The organism is Myxococcus sp. AB036A, from assembly GCF_006547355.1.
Classification (GTDB): Bacteria; Myxococcota; Myxococcia; order Myxococcales; family Myxococcaceae; genus Myxococcus; species Myxococcus virescens.
Window position 1 is genome coordinate 1 of sequence record NZ_VHLC01000104.1, and the last position, 17409, is coordinate 17409.

12 protein-coding genes are annotated in these 17409 nt (G+C 67.0%); 6 read left to right on the top strand and 6 right to left on the bottom strand.

Annotation, left to right across the window (positions count from 1 at the left end):
* A partial coding sequence (locus tag FL344_RS31080) for an MAC/perforin domain-containing protein (protein ID WP_228565498.1) occupies positions 1-1506 on the top strand: 1506 nt, incomplete at its 5' end.
* 59 nt (positions 1507-1565) lie between these two features.
* Here FL344_RS31080 and FL344_RS31085 read toward each other — a convergent pair.
* Positions 1566-3815, bottom strand: a complete 2250-nt coding sequence (locus FL344_RS31085; RefSeq protein ID WP_141589810.1) for an excinuclease ABC subunit UvrA — start codon at positions 3813-3815, stop codon at positions 1566-1568.
* A gap of 166 nt (positions 3816-3981) precedes the next feature.
* Between FL344_RS31085 and FL344_RS31090 the strand changes: the two genes are divergently transcribed.
* Positions 3982-4761, top strand: coding sequence for a TetR/AcrR family transcriptional regulator (locus tag FL344_RS31090; RefSeq protein WP_141589809.1), 780 nt, complete (start codon positions 3982-3984; stop codon positions 4759-4761).
* Between the two features lie 30 nt (positions 4762-4791).
* Here FL344_RS31090 and FL344_RS31095 read toward each other — a convergent pair whose 3' ends face one another.
* Together FL344_RS31095 and FL344_RS31100 are read right to left on the bottom strand one after the other, a co-directional pair.
* Positions 4792-5913: a hypothetical protein gene (locus FL344_RS31095; RefSeq protein WP_194858345.1), complete on the bottom strand. Its 1122-nt coding sequence runs from the start codon at positions 5911-5913 to the stop codon at positions 4792-4794.
* Positions 5914-5992: 79 nt separating this feature from the next.
* Positions 5993-7165: a DUF6068 family protein gene (locus tag FL344_RS31100; protein ID WP_228557858.1), complete on the bottom strand. Its 1173-nt coding sequence runs from the start codon at positions 7163-7165 to the stop codon at positions 5993-5995.
* 433 nt (positions 7166-7598) lie between these two features.
* On the opposite strand from FL344_RS31100, the gene prtB reads away from it, so the two are divergent.
* The 3 genes from prtB to FL344_RS31115 all read left to right on the top strand — a co-directional run bounded on the left by prtB (position 7599) and on the right by FL344_RS31115 (position 11063).
* Entirely contained in the window at positions 7599-8396 is a 798-nt protein-coding gene (prtB, locus tag FL344_RS31105) for a M57 family metalloprotease PrtB (RefSeq protein ID WP_090488859.1), read from the top strand.
* Between the two features lie 3 nt (positions 8397-8399).
* Positions 8400-9227: a serine protease gene (locus FL344_RS31110; RefSeq protein WP_141589806.1), complete on the top strand. Its 828-nt coding sequence runs from the start codon at positions 8400-8402 to the stop codon at positions 9225-9227.
* A gap of 423 nt (positions 9228-9650) precedes the next feature.
* Complete coding sequence (locus FL344_RS31115; RefSeq protein WP_141589805.1) at positions 9651-11063, top strand: MATE family efflux transporter; 1413 nt, start codon at positions 9651-9653, stop codon at positions 11061-11063.
* 9 nt (positions 11064-11072) lie between these two features.
* On the opposite strand, the gene FL344_RS31120 is transcribed toward FL344_RS31115, so the two are convergent.
* Genes FL344_RS31120 through hppD form a run of 3 tightly spaced genes read right to left on the bottom strand, consistent with a single transcriptional unit; the run spans position 11073 to position 13893 of the window.
* Positions 11073-11453 carry a Rieske (2Fe-2S) protein gene (locus FL344_RS31120; RefSeq protein ID WP_011552855.1) on the bottom strand — a complete coding sequence of 127 codons (381 nt, stop codon included), beginning with the start codon at positions 11451-11453 and terminating at the stop codon, positions 11073-11075.
* A 7-nt stretch (positions 11454-11460) separates the two neighbouring features.
* Positions 11461-12798 (bottom strand): homogentisate 1,2-dioxygenase, encoded by a 1338-nt coding sequence (gene hmgA / locus FL344_RS31125; RefSeq protein WP_141589804.1) that lies wholly within the window; start codon positions 12796-12798, stop codon positions 11461-11463.
* A 30-nt stretch (positions 12799-12828) separates the two neighbouring features.
* Positions 12829-13893: a 4-hydroxyphenylpyruvate dioxygenase gene (gene hppD, locus FL344_RS31130; protein WP_141589803.1), complete on the bottom strand. Its 1065-nt coding sequence runs from the start codon at positions 13891-13893 to the stop codon at positions 12829-12831.
* Between the two features lie 509 nt (positions 13894-14402).
* Between hppD and FL344_RS31135 the strand changes: the two genes are divergently transcribed.
* Complete coding sequence (locus tag FL344_RS31135) at positions 14403-17297, top strand: ATP-binding protein (RefSeq protein ID WP_305021782.1); 2895 nt, start codon at positions 14403-14405, stop codon at positions 17295-17297.
* The last annotated feature ends 112 nt before the right edge of the window (positions 17298-17409 follow it).

The following is a 17409-nucleotide window of genomic DNA, read 5'->3' on the forward strand; positions in this document are numbered from 1 at the left end:
CACCCCCACCCCACCCAGGGAGTTCCGAACATGGCCGAGCCAATGCAGATCGACTTCAACAAGTTCGAGGGAACGGTCCCATACAAGAACATCGATTTTCTTGGCAGGTGCTACGACGTCATCCGAATCAACCCGCTGGACCTGAGCCAGCGCATCCGGGACGGCGGAGGCGCCACGACCGAGAGCATCGTCCAGATTACCCCGGAGTCCTGCACGCAGCTCACGCCGGACAAGAGCCTCTACATCCCCGAAGGGACGCGCTACCTCTCTGAATCCCGGGGCGAGCGCACCTCTCGCACGCAGACGTGGTTCTCCTCCTTCGACTTCTCGCACAGCTTCGAGCACACTGTCAGCGCGGGGCTGGACATTCCGGGACTGGTGTCGTTCAGCGCCAGCCTCACGTATCGGCAGCTCGAGAAGACCAGCAGCTCGAATGAAACCATTGAGACGTTCGTCCAGAGCTTCTTCGAGGACTGCTCGATTGAGCTCAACCACGACTTCATCAAGAAGCTGCCGCTGAGCAGCCGGTTCACCAGCGAGGTGGCGAAGCTCACGTCGGAGAGCGCCTGCGCCGCGTTCATCAAGACCTTCGGCACGCACTACGCCCGGGAGGTCACGTTCGGTGGACGGATGTACCAACGCGTCCACATCTCCTCCAAGGAGTACTCCAGATTCGTGGAGCGGGGCGTCGACATCTCCTCGTCCGCGTCGGCCACCTACCAGGGCGCCACCGCCAATACGGGAACGAGCACCTCCACGTCCTCCAGCTCCGCGTTCAAGCAGTCCAGCGGGCTGACCATCGACAGCATCCAGTGGGTGGGCGGCACGCCCAGCACGGACTTCAACGAGTGGGTGAAGAGCATCCGGCAGGACCCCAAGCCGCTCCAGCTCGATTTGAAGCCGCTGTACGAGCTCTTCACGGCCGAATACTTCCCCCAGGACTCGGACATCCAGAAGAAGAAGACCTGGATGATGCAAGCCGTCGACACGCACATCCGGACCGAGGGCTTCACCCGCCCCGATGTCTCCTCGATGGCGAACAAGGAGTTCTACTTCCGAAGCCGCTGGCGGGCCGACCCCGGCGAGAAGCGCGTCAACAAGCACTTGAGCTTCTCTGGGGAGAACGTGCAGCTCTACGCCGATGACAACACGAACGACCTGGTCCCCTGGAAGTTGATTCCCGTGCCCGGCAAGTCGGACGAGTACTACATCCGCAGCCGCTGGCGCGCGGACCTGGGCGACAAGCGGCTGGACTACCACCTGTCCTTCGATGGCAACACGCTCAAGCTCTTCCACCGGGACAACGTGGCGGACCTCGTCCCCTGGAAGTTCATCCCCGTGCCGGGCAAGACGGATGAGTTCTACATCCGCAACCGCTGGCGGGCCGAGAAGGGCGACGATCGCGCGGACAAGACGCTCTCGTTCGAAGGAGACAGCGGCAAGCTCTATCCCAAGGACGACTATTACAACCTCGTCCCGTGGAAGCTGGAGCCCGCGAAGTCCTGAGCTGCACGCATAGGCCGGAGCGGTGCGAGGTGTCTCTCACCGCTCCGCCGGGCCCGCCGTTACGCCTTGCCTCGGCGGGCCATGTGCTGCCCGGTCAGCGAGCGCGGGTGCGTCGCGAGCTGAGCCGGAAGGCCTTCGAAGACGACCTGTCCGCCCTCATGCCCGGCGCCGGGTCCCAGGTCGATGACCCAGTCCGCGCGGGACACCACGTCGAGGTTGTGCTCGATGACGATGACCGTCGACCCGGCATCCACCAGCCGGTCGAACAAGCCAATCAACGTGTCCACGTCGTTCATGTGCAGGCCCGTGGTGGGCTCATCGAGCACGTAGATGTTCCCAGAACGGCCCAGCTCGGCGGCGAGCTTCAACCGCTGGCGCTCACCGCCCGACAGCGTTGACAGCGGCTGCCCCAGCGTGAGGTAGCCGAGCCCGACGTCATCCAGCCCCTGGAGGATTTTGGCGATCGCAGGTTCGGTGAAGAAGGCCACCGCGTCACTGATGGCCATCTCGTAGACCTCGCTGATGGACTTGCCGCGCAACCGGTGCGCCAGCACCTCCTCGGTGAACCGCTTGCCCTCGCACGTCTCACAGACGGTCACCATCGGGTCCAGGTGCGCCAGGTCCGTGTAGATGACGCCCAGGCCACTGCAGTCCGGGCAGGCCCCCTTCGAGTTGGCGGAGAACAGCGCGGCATCCACCTTGTTCGCCTTGGCGAAGGCCTTGCGGACGTTGTCGAGGATGCCGGTGTACGTGGCGGTGTTGGAGCGGCGCGAGCCCCGAGCCAGGTTCTGGTCGATGATGATGGTCTCCGGGTACGCCTTGGGCAGGCAGCCCTGAATCAGCGACGATTTCCCCGAACCCGCCACACCCGTCACCACCGTGAGCACACCCCGCGGAATCGAAACAGACAGGTCCTGGAGGTTGTTGAGCCGGGCGCCCTTGATTTGAAGCTGCCCCGTGGGCTTTCGAGGCGTGGTCTTCAGCGGCTGGTGCTTCTTCATGTGGTTGCCCGTGAGGGTGCCCGAGGTCAGCAGCCCCTCGTAGGTGCCCTCGAAGACGACCTGCCCCCCCTTGTTGCCGGCCTTGGGCCCCATGTCGACCACATGGTCCGCAATCGCAATCATGTCTGGCTTGTGCTCCACGATGAGCACGGTGTTGCCCTTGTCGCGCAGCTGCTGCATCAGGCCCGCGAGCCGACCTACGTCGTGCGGGTGGAGCCCCACGCTGGGCTCATCGAAGATGTACGTCACATCGGTGAGGCTGGAGCCCAGGTGCCGCACCATCTTCACCCGCTGGCTCTCTCCACCCGACAGCGTCGAACTCTCGCGGTCGAGGCTGAGGTACCCCAGGCCAATGGTCACCAGGTTGTCGAGCCGGTGGGCCAGGGCCTCCAGCATGGGCCCCACGGACGGAGCGGCAATCTTCCGGACGAACGCGGCGAGGTCCGACACCTGCATCGCGGAGCACTCCGCGATGTTCTTGCCCAGGATGTGGCTGCCGAGCGCGGCCTGGTTGAGGCGCCCACCTTTGCAGGAAGGGCAGATGGCTCGGGTGAAGATGCGCTCGTATTCGGCGCGGACGTGCGGCTGGACCGTCTCAGGGTCCTTGGAACCCAGCGTCCGGCGCAGCTTGGGGACAAGGCCCTCGTAGGTGAGGTTCATCTTGTCGAGCTTGATCTTCCGGCCGTCGTCCAGGTGGAGGAGCTTCTCCATCTCCTCCTTCGTGTACTTGGACAGCTTCTTATCGACGTCGAAGAAGCCCGAGCGTGCGTAGATGGCCCAGTACCAACTGTCGACCGCATAGTCCTTGGGCAGGATGGCGCCCTCATTGAGGGACTTGGACTTGTCGATGACGGCGTCCATGTCCATGGACGCGACCTGACCAATGCCCTCGCACTCCGAACAAAGCCCCCGGGGGTCGTTGTAGGAATAGAAGCCTGGGCTGCCCAGGTGCGGCTCGGCGAGGCGTGAGAACACCACGCGGAGCATCTGCGCGGCGTCGGTGACGGTGGCGACCGTGGAGCGTGAGTTCCCGCCCAGCCGCTGCTGGTCCACGATGATGGCGGCGGAGATGTTCTCCAGGCTCTCCGCGTCCGGCTGGCCATAGTGCGGCATGAACTGCTGCACGAAGGCCGGATAGGTCTCGTTGATGAGCCGCTGGCTCTCCGCCGCGATGGTGCCGAAAACCAGGGACGACTTGCCCGAACCCGAGACGCCCGTGAAGACCGTGATCTTCCGCTTGGGGATGTCGAGCGAGACATTCTTCAGGTTGTTCTCGCGTGCCCCGCGAATCTTGATGGAGCCGTACATGATTGGCTTCTCCTTAGAGTGACGCCCTGCCCGCGGACGCGGCACGTCCACACACAGGCTTCCCGCAAATCGCTCGACATCTTTTCAGCTACGCCGTAACTTCGTACGGCGCACGAGGTTTAGCACAACAACCCCGTACGCTGTAAATAGTTATCCTGAGGTACGGATGAGCGACGAGATTTCCGGCCGGGGCGACCCGTTGAAATCACTGCAGTTGCTATGGGGACGGACCGAGGCACCGAAGCGCGGCCCGAAGGCGAAGGCCAGCGTCGCGGAGCTGGTGTCAGCCGCCGTCACCATCGCGGATGCCGAAGGGCTCGCAGCGGTCAGCACGCGCCGCGTCGCGGAGGCGGTGGGCATCTCCCCCATGTCGTTCTACACGCACATCCCCGGCAAGGCCGAGCTGTTGGACTTGATGATGGATGTCGTGTCCGGCGAAATCCTGAAGGACCGGCCCGTCTTCAAGCCCGCCGACTGGCGCGCCAACCTGACGCGGGTGGCGACGGACTATCGCGACTTCTACCTGGCCCACCCGTGGGTGATTCCACTCGCGACCCACCGCACCGTGCTGGGCCCGAACACCTTCCGTTCCGCCGACATCGCGTTGAGTGCCATTGAAGGCCTGGGGCTCACGGACCTCGAGATGGACCGGATCATCACCCTGGTCCTCGACTACGTCCACGGCGCGGTCCGCAACGCGGCCCGGGAGAAGATGGTCAAGGACCTGACCGGCATGACGGACGAGGAGTGGTGGTACCGCGTCGCCCCCTTCCTCGAAACCGTCGACTTCACGCCCTACCCCGTCCTGTCCCGCGTCGGGCAGACCGCGGGAGAGACCTACGGGGCACACGACCCCAAGGGGGCGTTTGCCTTCGGTCTCGAACGAGTGCTCGATGGACTGGCGGTATTCATCGACGGAAAGGCACCGGGAAAGAAGCGGCGCTGAGCCCCCAGGGTGAGGCAGACGAGCGATTCGTCACTCAATCGTGGAGCTCGTCACGACGATGGGCGTGTCATCGTGATTCGAAATCTGTGGATGCGTCGGGTACCACGAGCCGCCTGTATTGTTCCGAATCACGGAGCGGTCGATGCGGATATCTCCCGAGTGGTCATTGCTCACGAAGAAGATGGCGCTGCCGTGAGCATTGACCTCGTTGTGCTCAATCCGGGTGCCACAAAGTGACAGCGTCATCGTGTTCCCATCGTTGTAGATGGCCCCGCCACTTCCCCCACCGGGAGTCCCCGGCCGCGCGGGATTGGCGCCGTTGCCGACAGCCCGGTTGTGGGAGAACAGGCTGTTGATGATGGTCCACGACACGCCGATGCTGCTGATGCCACCGCCGTTGGAGCAGGCACCGCCATAACCGGCCTTGCCCCCGAAGGTCGTGTTCACCACGTACACGGGCTGGTTCCGGTGCTGGCTGAACGCACGGAGCGCGGCGCCTCCCACGTCCGGCCCCACATCCGCGCAGGCGTTGTTGAAGAACCGGGAGTTGATGACCTTCAAGCGCCCGCCGCGCACCCAGACCGCGCCGCCGCCGTCGAACTCGGTCTCCGTCTTGGAGCTGGCATCCACGAACGTCAGGTTCTGCAGCGTCAGCCGAGGGTGGTCCTGGTCCTGGCAGTGCGCCGTCGTCCACACCTGCTCCCGGTCGCAGGTGTTCATGTACAGGATGCGATGCCGCCCCGCCCCGCTCAGCGTCACCAGTCCCTTGCCGTCGATGACGATCTCCGGCCCCGTGTCGTTGAAGATCTTCGCCGTCCGCTCCAGGGTGATGGTGACGGGCTCGGGACCGCAGTCGAAGGTGATGACCCCGCCCAGCGCCACGGCCTGGATGAACGCGTCACTGGTACAGCTCTCCGGACTGCCCGTGCCGACGACCGTGGTGGGCCGGGAGACATCCGCGAGGCCAGCCTCGGCCGGGATGGCGCACGTGGCCTCCGGGTTCTGATTCCCGGCGGGAGGCCCATCCTTGGGATTCGTCAGGGGGTTGGGCGTGTTCACGCCCCCGTCGTCCTCCGAGCACCCCATCCCACCGGCGAAGGAAAGTCCGAGAAGCACGAGCGCGGGCAGCCGACGAAATCTCTCAAGGTGCATGAAGCCTCCAGTCCGCACCCAGTGTAGCTCCGCTCTGCGCAAGGGCCCCTCGGGCCTCTTTCTGGAGGCTACCGAACCGTCACGGCTGCCCGCCGAGCCACGGGCCCCACTGGACGATCCGACTGCCGCCCGCGGACTCACGCTGCCCTCCGGGGCCCACGCGCTCGGAGCCGCTGGAGAGCGACTGGAAGCGCGCTTCATACGGCAGGCCCGCGAGCCCCGGCGCCCAGGGCTCCGCCGCGTAGGTGTCCATGAAGACGTGCTGCGTGCCCTCCACGTCCTCCGTGCGTTGGTCCGTGATGGAGGGCACGTTCCGGTCTCCCACGGTGAAGGTGCCACGGGCGCCGTCCTTGGAGGGAGGCCACTCGCCCGAAACCAGCGCCTCCCAAGGAAGGCCCATCACCACCTCCTCCAGGGACTCAGGCTCCGCCTTGGAGAAGTCGGCGCACGGCTCGCTCCCAGTGCCCAAGGGGCCCTCCGCGCGCAGGATGTAGCCGCGCTCCGCGGTGAAACACACGCGCAGCACCTCGTGCGTGGGCGCCATGTCCACCTTCCTGTCGTAGTACGCGCCGGGCCCCAGGGGCCGCTCCAGCGCGGGCGCGGGGGCGCTGGCCTCGGTGGAGCCCTCCTGGAACTCACGCAGCGACAGCCGGATGCCGCCCGGCGTCCGGAACCCGGCGGACTCCGTGCTGGCCTCCAGCAGGCCGCGCGTCAGGTAGAGCAATGCCGAATCATTGGCATACACGCGCGTGCGCAGCGGACCATCCACGGGCCGTTGATCGCTGACATAGCGAGTGGCCTCCCAGTCGCGCCCGGAGAAGGAAGGACGCTCCGCCGTCACCTGCCCTGGACGCGGCACGTCCAGCGAGCGCGTCATGTCCGAGCGCACGGGAACCACCAGGTCCTGCGCCAGCCGCGTCTGCGACAACGGATGGCCCGCCGCGTCCGTGAAGGCCACCCGCACATAGACCCAGGGCTGCTGAACGGACACGACCTCCAGCGTCAACTGGCCGTCGAGCGTGCGCGCGGCGTCAGCCGCACCGAGGGTGGGGCCCTGGGTCGCGGAGAAGGCATAGGTGACGCGGTCGCCCACGCGGGCACGCTTCCAGGCCTCCGCGGCCTGCTGAGAAGTGGAGGTCTGGCTCTGAGCCTCGATGGGCGAGGGATTGCTCGACATCGTGCTCCCACAGCCAGGAAGGAACGACAGGGCCGCGCCCAGCAGCGCGGCGACAGGACAAGTGACGTGGCGCATTTGCATATGCGACTGAATACACCGACAGTGTATTCACATGCACCTGTCGTCAGAGGGGAGTGTCCTTTCTCACCCCATTACAGGGGCGTAGTTTGTTTTCACTTGCGCCAGATGATGCCTGGGGTGTCTTTGCCCCATGGGGCAAGTGACCGATAAGCAGACATCACTGTGTGGTTTCGAAACGCCCTGCTGTCTCCAGGGAATCTGAAGCAATCACGCGGGCTTGTGGCGACTGGCGTCAACTCTATTTACGCGCCCGTGACACGGGCCTGGAGCGCAGACACTCCACGCTAGTCAACTATTTCTGGTTTCTCGCTCTACGGGACTCATTGGCCTACCATTTGCTCATGGGCCGGGACGCGCCTCGCCGCGGCTGGTGGATACCAGGCGGCCGGCGCGTCCCCCCGCAGTCAAAACGGACGAGGAATCTCCGATGCCCATGTTCCAGAAGATGTTCAAGGGAGCTGCAGTCCTCGCGGTGACCGGTAGCATGATGCTGACGGGCTGCGGCACTGACGTGCAGGCCGATTCGCAGCACGAGCATGAAGAGATCATCTCCAACCTGGTCGAGGCCGGCTTCCCGGCGGACGACATCCTGGTCTCCGACGGCCAGGTGTACGTGGGTCGCGACTCGCACGTGACGCTCGAGGCGTCCCGCGAGATGCTCCAGACGGACCTGAAGACGCAGGAGCAGTACCGCACGACGAACCTCGTCTCCTCCTCCATCACCCGCATCTGCATCGTCCCGAACTCCGCGTACGCCGCCAACTCCACGCTGATGTCCGCCCTTGACCGGGCGATCGCCAACTACAACGCGCTGGGCCTGTCGTTCACCATGCAGCGCGGCGGCTCCGGCTGCAGCGCGACCATCTCCGCGCGCACCATGTCCGGCGCTGGCGGCTCGGCGGGCTTCCCCTCCGGCGGCCGTCCCTACGGCATCATCAACATCGGCACCGGCACCGCCACCTACGGCGTGGCCGTGGTCGAGCACGTCGTGACCCACGAGCTGGGCCACGCCGTGGGCCTGCGTCACTCTGACTACTACAACCGCAGCATCAGCTGCGGTGGCGCGGCCACCAACGAGGGCAGCGCGGGCGTTGGCGCCATCCACATCCCGGGCACGCCGACCACGGCCACCCGCGGCGGTTCGCTCATGAACTCCTGCTTCGGCTCGTCCGAGACGGGTAACTTCAAGAGCTCCGACGTCACGGCGCTCCAGTACCTGTACTGAGTCATGGCGCGACACCCCACAGACTTCCTCATGACGCTGTGGGGTTCGCTCCTCGCTGGGACCGTCTTCCTGGGCCTCACCGCCTGCGGAGGACGGTCCGAGCCGACCGAGCCTGCGGTCTGTGAGCCACCCGCCAGTCCGGAGGTTCGTGCTTTCGCGCAGTGCGGTCCGACGCTCGACTTCACTCCCATCAACAGCTACGTCGGCGAGTTCTCGGACGTCATCCAGGACCGGGAAGACGCCGTCGTGCTCATTGACGGGCGCTGCACCGGAACGCTGATTCAAGCAAGCGCGGGCCCCGTGGTGCTCACCGCGGGCCACTGTGTCAACCTCGGGGACATCCCGCTGATCGTCTTCAACTTCGAGGACGACGCGGACGGCGACCCCTTGATTACGGAGGGCACCGTCATCGAGCAGTCGATGGAGCCGGACTACGCGCTCATCCAGCTCGACGTCCTCCCGGATGTCACGCCCATCCCGCTGACGGCCCAGGCCACCGAACAACTGGCCATCATCCAGCACCCTCGCGGACGCCCCAAGGTCGTTGCCGAGGGCCGGTATCTGGACGCGTGCAACAACCTCATCTTCTACGGGAACCTGGACACGCTGGTCGGCAGCTCCGGCGCGGGCGTACTCAACCGGCAAGGGCACCTGCTGGGCGTCCACACCGACGGAGACTGTGAGGTCAACGGCCGGGGCTCCAACCGGGGCGCGCCCGCGGAAGTCATCGTCGAAGCCTCCGAGTATCTGCAAATCGAAGACATCACCGAGCCGTCTACGGCGACGCGCACGAAGGGGGCGGACGCCCCATCCGCGCGGCTCGCGCCCTGAGCGCCGCGCCGCGGCTGCGCCGGATGGGTGAGGGTCACCTTCACCGAACGGTGCGAGTTGTCACCGGTCCGAGGCAGGCATTGGAGCCCCTGGGAGCGCCAATGTCGTCGGGGCCGCGGTCGACCATCTTGGGTCACCCCACACACGATACGGACTCCTTGAGGCGAACGAGCGGCCAGGCGCTGGCTCAAGGCGCCAGGCGCCCAAGCTGAGCCCGCGTTGTCACGGTAAGCCGTGGCCATCATCCGCACGCCTCACCGCGCCATTGGCCGTCGGGCAGACGAGCAAAAGGCTTCTGCTGTTTGAACACAAATCAAGCAGCGGCGCCCACACCTCGATGTCACTCGACGCGCTCTGCGCGACATGCGAGACGCTGGCGCGAGCCGAGGCAATGCCGCGCCCGGCTCTCGGAGTCGACGCACCATGGAAGTCGCAGCATCCCCGAATGCCGATCCACACGGCGCACCGTCGCTGGGGCTGTTCCGGCTCACGTGGCCCATCTTCCTGGAGCTGCTGCTCTTCATGATGATGGGCACGGCGGACACGCTGATGCTCAGCGGCGTGTCGGATGACGCCGTCGCCTCGGTGGGCGTCGTCAATCAGTACGTCTTCATCTGCATCCTCATCATGGAGGTCGTGGGTCACGGCGCGGCCATCGTCGTGGCCCAGTACCTGGGCGCGCGCAGGCAGACAGAGGCCGCGCGCATCTCCGCCATCGCCGTCACCCTGAACCTCGCGCTCGGCATCACCGTCAGCGCGGGGCTGCTGCTCAGCGGGGATGCCATCCTGGGCGGGATGAACCTTCAGGGCCACATGCTGGCGTACGCCAAGACGTACCTGCACATCGTCGGCGGCTTCCTGTTCCTCCAGGCCCTCATCAACGTCTTCGCCGGGCTGCTGCGCACCTACGGCTTCACGCGCGCGTCCATGTTCGTCTCGCTGGGAATGAACGTGCTGCACGTGGGTGGCAACTACGTGCTCATCGCCGGCCACTTCGGCTTCCCCGCGATGGGCGTGGCGGGCGCCGCCATCTCCACCGTCGTGAGCCGAGCCATCGCGCTGGGCGTCTTCGTCTACGTGCTGTACCGGGTGATGCCGGTGAAGATGGCGCCGCGCGACTACGTGACGTTCTCCAAGGACTACGTCCGCAAGATTCTCAAGGTCGGCCTGCCCTCCGCCTTCGAGCAGGCCACGTACCAGGGCTGCCAGACGGTGTTCCTGTACTACGTGACGTTCCTGGGCGCGGTGGCGCTGGCGTCCCGGCAGTACGCACACGCCATCTCCCAGTATGTCTTCCTGTGCAGCCTGGCCATTGGCATGGGGACGTCCATCATCGTGGGCAGGCTGGTGGGCGCCAACCGCGCCGACGACGCGTACCAGCAGGCCCTGCGCAGCCTGAAGTGGGGCCTGGCCATCACCCTGGTCGTGGACGTGGCCGTCGTCCTCCTCCGCGTCCCCATCGTCTCGCTCTTCACCGAGAACGCCGACATCGTCCGGCTGACAGCGCAGGTCATCGTCATCGGGCTCGCGCTGGAGACGGGGCGCTGCTTCAACCTGGTGCTCATCAACGCCCTGCGCGCCGCGGGTGACGCGACGTTCACCGTCTACATGGGCATCGCGTCCATGGTCTGCATGAGCCTGCCGCTGGGCTACTACCTCGTCTTCCACATGGGCCTGGGACTGGCCGGTGTGTGGGTGGCGGTGGCCGCGGATGAATGGGTGCGCGGCATCACCATGTGGCTGCGCTGGAAGAGCCGCGCCTGGGAGAAGCAGGTCCTGGTCTCCCTCGACGCGGAGACGGAGGCGGAGGCCGCGCCCGTCGCAACGCCCGCCTGAGCCGCGTGCTCAGCCGGTGACGACGATGCCGTCACGCACCGTCACCGGCCACGGCGTGAGCCGCCCGCCCGAACACGGCCCGCCCACGCACAGCCCGTCCTCCACCTGGAACAGGGCCCCGTGCCAGGCACAGACGATGAGCCCCTTGTCCGGCGTCAGGTAGCGGTCCAGCTCGCGCGCGAGCGGCAGGCCCGCGTGGGGACACCGGTCCACGTAGCCGTGGACCGCGTCACCCTTGCGCACCAGGAAGCCGTGGAAGAAGGCGTCCCCAATCTGGAGGACGAGGTTGCGCGCCCCGGGGTCCTCCAGGGCGCTCACCGGGAGCAGCTTCACGTTGGCCGGCGTCGACCAGACGCGCTTGCGCCCCGCCGTCTCCCCGCCCGTGCTCACGGGGCCCTCAAGGCAACGTCGCCTTCTGGAAGCCCGCCCAGCACGCGTCGTAGTCCTGCTGGAGCGCGGGCGTCTCCATGGCGAAGCGCGTGGGACGGATGACCCAGCGCGACTCGAACATGAAGGCCAGCGTGTCCTTGATTTTATGAGGCTTCAGGTCCGCCTGGACGGCCTGTTCGTAGCTGGTCCGGTCCGGGCCATGGCCGCTCATGCAGTTGTGCAGCGAGCCGCCGCCCGGGGCGAAGCCACCCGCCTTCGCGTCGTAGACGCCGTGCACCAGCCCCATGAACTCGCTCATCACGTTGCGGTGGAACCAGGGCGGCCGGAAGGTGTGCTCGGCCACCATCCAGCGCGGCGGGAAGATAACGAAGTCACAGTTGGCCGTGCCCGGCACCTCGCTGGGCGACGTGAGGACCGTGAAGATGGACGGGTCCGGATGGTCGAAGCTCACCGTGTTGATGGTGTTGAAGCGGGCCAGGTCGTACTTGTACGGCGCCAGGTTCCCGTGCCACGCCACCACGTCCAGCGGTGAGTACGAATACCGCGCCGACCACAGCCGCCCCTGGAACTTCTGCACCACCTCCGTGGGCCGGTCCACGTCCTCGAAGGCCGCCACCGGCGTCAGGAAGTCGCGCGGGTTGGCCAGTCCATTGGCCCCAATGGGCCCCAGGTCCGGCAGCCGGAAGAACGCACCGTGGTTCTCACAGACGTAACCGGCGGCCGGGCCCTCCGGCAGCTCCGCGCGGAAGCGAACCCCGCGCGGCACCACCGCGATTTCGCCCGGCGCCACGTCCAGCACGCCCAGCTCCGTCACCAGCCGCAGCCGCCCCGCCTGCGGGACGATGAGCAGCTCACCGTCCGCGTCGAAGAACACCCGGTCCACCATGGAGCGGTTGGCCGCGTACAGGTGGATGCTGATGCCCGCGCCCGACGCCGCGTCCCCGTTGCCCGCGTAGGTGACGAGCCCGTCCACGAAATCAGTGGGCTGGACTGGCGGGGGCTGGGGACTCCACCGCAGCCGGTTGGGCGAGGCGGGCACCTCGTCGAAGGGCCCGCTGCGCAAGAGCCCCTGCGCCAGCGGCTGGAACGCAGGGTGGTTGGCGCTGGGCCGCAGGCGGTACAGCCAGCTGCGCCGGTTCTCCCGGCGCGGGGCCGTGAAGGCCGAGCCCGACAACTGCTCGGCATAGAGGCCGAACGGCGCCCGCTGGGGTGAGTTCTGTCCCTGGGGCAGTGCGCCGGGCACCGCCTCGGTGGCGAACTCGTTGCCAAAGCCAGACAGATAGGCGCCGGGAGCCGTCTTGAGGACGCTCCCCGGCGACACCTCGGAGGAAGACTGGGTGGTCACCGGATTCTCCTCGCAAGCGCGGCGCGCGGACTAGTCGACCTTGATGACGCCGCGGCGAATCTGGTCCAGTTCAATGGACTCGAAGAGCGCCTGGAAGTTGCCGTTCCCGAAACCCTCGTTGCCCTTGCGCTGGATGATTTCGAAGAAGATGGGCCCGAAGAGATTCTCGGTGAAGATCTGGAGCAGCAGGCCCTCTTCCTCGCTGCCGTCGATGAGGATGCGGTTCTTGCGCATCCGCGCCAGGTCCTCGCCGTGGTTGGGGACGCGCTTGTCGACCAGGTCGTAATAGGTTTCCAGCGTGTCCTGCAGCGCCACGCCGCGCGCGCGCAGCCGCTCCACGGTGTCGTAGATGTCCGGCGTGGTGAGCGCCAGGTGCTGGATGCCCTCGCCCTTGTACTGGCGGATGAACTCTTCAATCTGCGACTTGTCGTCCTGGCTCTCGTTGAGCGGAATCCGGATGGCCTTGTCCGGAGCGATCATCGCCTGGCTGAACAGGCCCGTGGCCTGGCCCTTGATGTCGAAGTACTTCTGCTCGGTGAAGCCGAAGATGCGGTTGTAGAAGGACGACCAGGTGCGCATCTGCCCGCGGCGCACGTTGTGGGTCAGGTGGTCCAGCGTCTCCAGGCCCACGCTGTTCTTCGCCTCGGCCTCCTCGGCGCCAGGAATCTCCTGCCAGGAGTCATAGAGCGTCCCCTTCTCCCCGTGGCGGTCCACCAGATACAGCAGGCTGCCACCGATGCCCTCCACGACATAGGAGCCCTCGCCCAGCGAGCCCCGCTCCGGGTCCGCCGCCTTGGCGCCGCGCTCCAGGGCCATCTCGTAGGCGGTGCGCGCGTTCGCCACGCGGAAGGCCATGCCGCTGGCGGACGGGCCGTGCTCCGCGCGGAACTCAGCGGCCTGCCCGGAGGCCTCGCGGTTGATGAGCAGGTTGATGCCGCCCTGCTTGTAGCGGACCAGGTCCTTGGACGGGTGCTTGGAGTACGCGGTGAACCCCAGCCGCTCGAAGAGGCGCTCCATCACCTCGGGCTGGGGGCTCGTGAACTCCACGAACTCGAAACCATTCAGCCCAAGAGGATTCTCTGCCGTATCCGCCATGACGCCGCCTCCGTGCGTTGCTGGGGCGCGGGCCTTCACGGCCCGCGCGAGTCGCCGAAGCGCCCCGTGCTCGGGAGCGCCTCCTCTGGCGAACGTAGGGATGGCGCCCCTGCATAAAAAGTACAAAGTCCAGCCAGAGACTGTCAGGGAATTGAACAGCGCGCCGCGCCATGAATCCGTCATCAACTTTCCCTGGCGACGGGTGGCGCCCGGGCGGCGGAGGGCTGTTCACGGCACGACGCTGGGCGCGACTCGAGCGCTTGCCTCCCCGCTTCACCGCGATTCGGCCGGACGCATCCAGCCAGGACGCGGCAGGCTGCATCGCTAGATTACGCAGGATTACGCACCCCGCCCTGCACCCCACCGACCGCGTGAAACAACTCACTTCCCAGACTGAACCCCCTGTCCCTGGTGGCGAACTGGGCGGACTGCTGCGCTCGCACGACTGGAGCCGTACCCCACTTGGCCCCTACGAATCGTGGCCCCGCCCGCTGAAGTCCTTCGTCGCCATGATTCTGGAGATGCCGGCCCCGGCCATCATCTTCTGGGGACACGAGCTCATCCAGGTCTACAACGACGGCTACGCGGTCATCATGGGCCCGCGCCATCCCCGTTACCTGGGCGCCACCTACCGCGAGTGCTGGCCCGACACCTATCCCGTCATCTCGCCCTGGATGCGCAAGCTCCTGGCGACGGGCGAAGTGACGCAGGTGGCGAAGACCTACTTCATGCTCACCCGTTACGGGTTCAATGAAGAGGCCTATTTCACCTTCGACTTCAGTCCCCTGCGGGACGACGCGGGCACCATCGCGGGCATCCTCCAGGTCGTCTTCGAGGTCACCGACGTCGTCCTCAGCGAACGCCGGCTGGCCACGATTCGCGCGCTGGCGCCCCGAGGGAACGGGCCTTCCGAGAGCGCCACCACGGATGCCATCCGAGCCCTGGCGGACAACCCCAAGGACATCCCCTTCGCCCTCATCTACAACTGGGACGAGGGCGAACAGCGGCTGGAGCTGACGGAGTCCACGGGGCTCGACGCGCTGGCGCAGCACGCCGTGCTGGACCTGGGACGAATCACGGAGGCCACGAAGCAGGCCGTGGCGGCGAACGTCCCCGTCCTCCTGGAGTCGGTGCCATCCCTCCTGGGAGCCCGCCAGTTCGGCCCCTGGCCCGAGCCCACGGAGAAGGCGCTGGTGCTGCCCCTGCGGCGCACCAGCACGGACAGCCTCCGGGGCGTGGTCGTCCTGGGCATCAGCCCCCGGCTGCGCTTCGACGACACCTATCGCCAGTTCTTCGAGGACCTGGCGCGCGAGCTGGCCACCCACCTGGCCGTGGAGCAGGAGAAGCGCGCCGAGCGCGAGGCTTACACACGCGCCAAGCAAGCCCGGGCCCAGGCCGAAGCGGAGGTGGCCCGGCGGGCCCAGGCGGAGGCCGCGCTCCGGGCCAGCGAGGAACGCCTGCGCATGGCCCTGGCCGCCGGTCAGCTGGGCGTCGTGGAATTGCAGTATGAGCGCGGCGTGCTGTCGTGGGACGAGCGGGCCTTGCAGCACCTGGGCCTTCCCCCCGGCAAGTCTCCGACGCTGAAGGAAGCCGCGGCCCGCATTCATCCCGACGACGTGAACCGCGCACGGCGCACCATCGAACAGGCGCTGCGTCCGGGCGCGGAGGCGATTCGCCTGGAGTGCCGCGTGCAGGGCTGGGATGGCGTGCAGCGCTCCCTGCTGGCCATGGTGAAGACGCACTTCGACGACCAAGGAAGACCTGACCGCGTCGTCGGCGCCCTGCAGGACGTGACGGAGCAGCGGAGCGCTGAACAGGAACGCGAGCGGCTGGCCACCATCGTCGAGCAATCCCCCGACTTCATCGGCGTGGGAGACCCATCCGGCCGGGCGGTGTGGGTGAACGATGCGGGGCGGCGCCTGCTGGGCCTGGGACGCGATGAAGACATCACCCGGTACCACCTGCGGGACTTCTTCCTGGCCGAAGACCAGACCTACGTCGACGAACACATCGCGGCCGCCATCCTCCAGGGCGGCCGGCGGGAGGGAGCGTTCCGCTTCCGGCACTTCCCGACGGGCGAGCCCATCGCGGCGCAGTACCACACCTTCCCCCTGGTGGAGCACGACACCCAGCGGCAGATGGGCATCGCCACCGTCGGCCGTGACATCCGCGCACAGAAGCGACTGGAGGCGGAGCGGGAGCGGTTGCTCGCCCGGGAGCGCGTGGCGCGCGAGGAGGCGGAGGAGGCCAACCGGCTCAAGGACGAGTTCCTCGCCACCGTCTCCCACGAGCTGCGCACGCCGCTCACGGCGGTGCTCGGCTGGGTGCAGATGCTGCGGACCGGCACGCTGCCGCCAGAGAAGCGGGAGCGGGCGCTGGCCACCGTGGAGCGCAATGCCCGCGCCCAGGGGCAGCTCGTCGAGGACCTGCTCGACGTGAGCCGCATCATGACGGGCAAGCTGAAGCTGGACGTGTCGTCCGTCGACGTGAGCCAGGTCGTGGAGGCCGTGCTCGAATCACTGCGGCCCGCCGCCGAGGCGAAGGGCATCCGCATCCAGGCCGCGCTCGACTCGGGCGGCACCATCATGGGCGACATGAGCCGCCTGCAGCAGGTGGTGTGGAACCTGCTGTCCAACGCCGTGAAATTCACCCCCAAGGGAGGCCGCGTCCAGGTGCTGGTGGAGCGGCGGAACTCCTCGGTGGAAATCACGGTGGCCGACACGGGCCAGGGCATCTCCCCGCAGTTCCTGCCCCACGTGTTCGAGCGCTTCCGACAGGCCGACGGCAGCACCACGCGCAAGGCCGGGGGGCTCGGGCTGGGACTGGCCATCGTCCGGCACCTGGTGGAGCTGCACGGCGGCACCGTGATGGCCACCAGCGAGGGCGAGGGCCGGGGAGCCACCTTCATCGTCAGCCTGCCGCAGGCCGTGGCGCTGAGGCGGGAGGTGCTGGTGCCCCCCTCCCTCCGCGGCCCGTTGCAGGAGCGGGACCTCCCCTGCCCGCCCCAGCTCGCGAGCCTGCGGGTGCTCGTGGTGGACGACGAGGAGGACACGCGCGAGCTGCTTCGCAGCATCATCGAGACGTGTGGCGGCATCGTCACCACGGCCGGTTCTTCGGAGGACGCGCTGGCCGAGCTCCGCGAGGCATCGTTCGATGTGCTCGTCTCCGACGTCGGCATGCCCGAAGAGGACGGGTACCGCTTCATCGCCCGCGTCCGGGCCCTGCCCGAGGAACAGGGTGGCGGCATCCCCGCGGTGGCCCTCACGGCCTACACCCGCATGGAGGACCGGACGCGCGCGCTGCTCGCGGGCTTCACCACCCACGTGCCCAAACCCATCGAACCGGTGGAGCTGATGGCCGTCATCGCCTCCATGTCCAACCGGGGCCCACTACGACGGGCCTGACACGGCCTACCCCACGGGTGTGATTTCCATGGGGCAGCCGGCCCGTCTGGCCGCCCCGGGAATGTCAGACCCTTCCGGTAGTCTGCCTTCATTCCCGAAGCCGGAAAGGAAG